The 1,300-nt window shown below is 48.4% G+C and carries 1 protein-coding gene; it reads left to right on the top strand.

Annotated elements, in window-relative coordinates:
* Nucleotides 1-46: 46 nt before the first annotated feature.
* Nucleotides 47-1,300, top strand: a 1,254-nt coding sequence (locus Xkoz_RS19110; protein WP_099143510.1) for a phage tail fiber protein, incomplete at its 3' end; no start/stop codon positions are given.

Consider the following 1,300-nt stretch of genomic DNA (forward strand, 5'->3'; position numbering starts at 1 on the left):
CGACGCCGCCGATTACTTCAATTTTTAATCTTTCAGGACTCACACCATGTACTACTCACAAGGCACGATTTCCACCGTGTCCGGCTCGGCTATTGTCCGTGGCACGGGGACACAATTTAAAAGCAATATCAACGGGGTTGCGCCTGCGCAGCTCATTTTAATCCAGTCCACCAGTGGTAATTTACTGCATATGATACAGGCGGTGAATTCCGATACCGAACTGGTGCTGGCGGATAACGTCAACGTAACGCTTAATAATACCACTTACCAGATTCAGACGACTGTACCTAACTCCATCTCAGATGGCGTCCGGCATATCGTCGCTAACACCAGCTATATCACTCAGTTCCTCCAGAATATGGACAAATGGATGTCGCAAAATGGTGTGGTGGACGTGACCTTGCCGAACGGTCAAACCTTGGCATTGCAATCAATACGAGCATTGCAGGCGGCGATGCTGGATAAGAACAAGAACGGCGCGGATATTCCAAACAAAAACGAGTTTGTAAAAAACCTCGGTTTAGCGGATACGGTAGAGCGGGCAAATAATGCCCTGCCTAAAACAGGCGGTATTGTTAACGGAGATGTAAACGCTGAGCGAATATTCTCGAAATCTATCATTGGTATAGCGGGAGATGCTCATGGAATGCGGCTTGGGGGAGCAGATTCCGCCAGTTTTGACGGAAACAACTTGGAACTACTCTCGTGGTGGGGTATTGGTCTGAAATCCTCATTTGATAAACAGACGCGGATCTATTTTGACACCCGTGCGGGAAATATGGCAGTTAGGGGCACTGTCGACGCAAGTTCACTGGTACTGGGGTCCGGTAGCTTAGAGGTCGGTTCGCGGGATGCTGCCAGTTTCGAGGGGAATAATATCGAGATTCGCTCATGGTACGGGATTGGTTTTAGAACGACAGCAGGAGACCAGAGTACCACCATTTTTTTCAATACCCGTAATGGCGACATTGAAACTCGTGGAACAATTCGTGCGGGTAATGGCACAGTCATGTCGCTGGGACAAAACTGTCACAGTGATGGCGGGGGTTTTATTCGTCTCAGCTCCCCTATCATTCAAATTCACCCCGATGGCTCATTCACCACAAATGATGAATCTGAGGGGGCCACAGTGTCCAAACTCGGCATCGGTCACTATCAGGTGACTGGCGTATTGGGGTATAACGCCGATGGTGCATGGGGCGTGCACGGTGGTATTTCATCACCAAAAAATAATAATGGACTGGAGTTAATCTACATCGATGATAAAGTGCAAAAAGATGGCTCTATCACCATCAAAACC

It is taken from the genome of Xenorhabdus kozodoii, from assembly GCF_002632875.1.
GTDB classification, from domain to species: Bacteria; Pseudomonadota; Gammaproteobacteria; order Enterobacterales; family Enterobacteriaceae; genus Xenorhabdus; species Xenorhabdus kozodoii.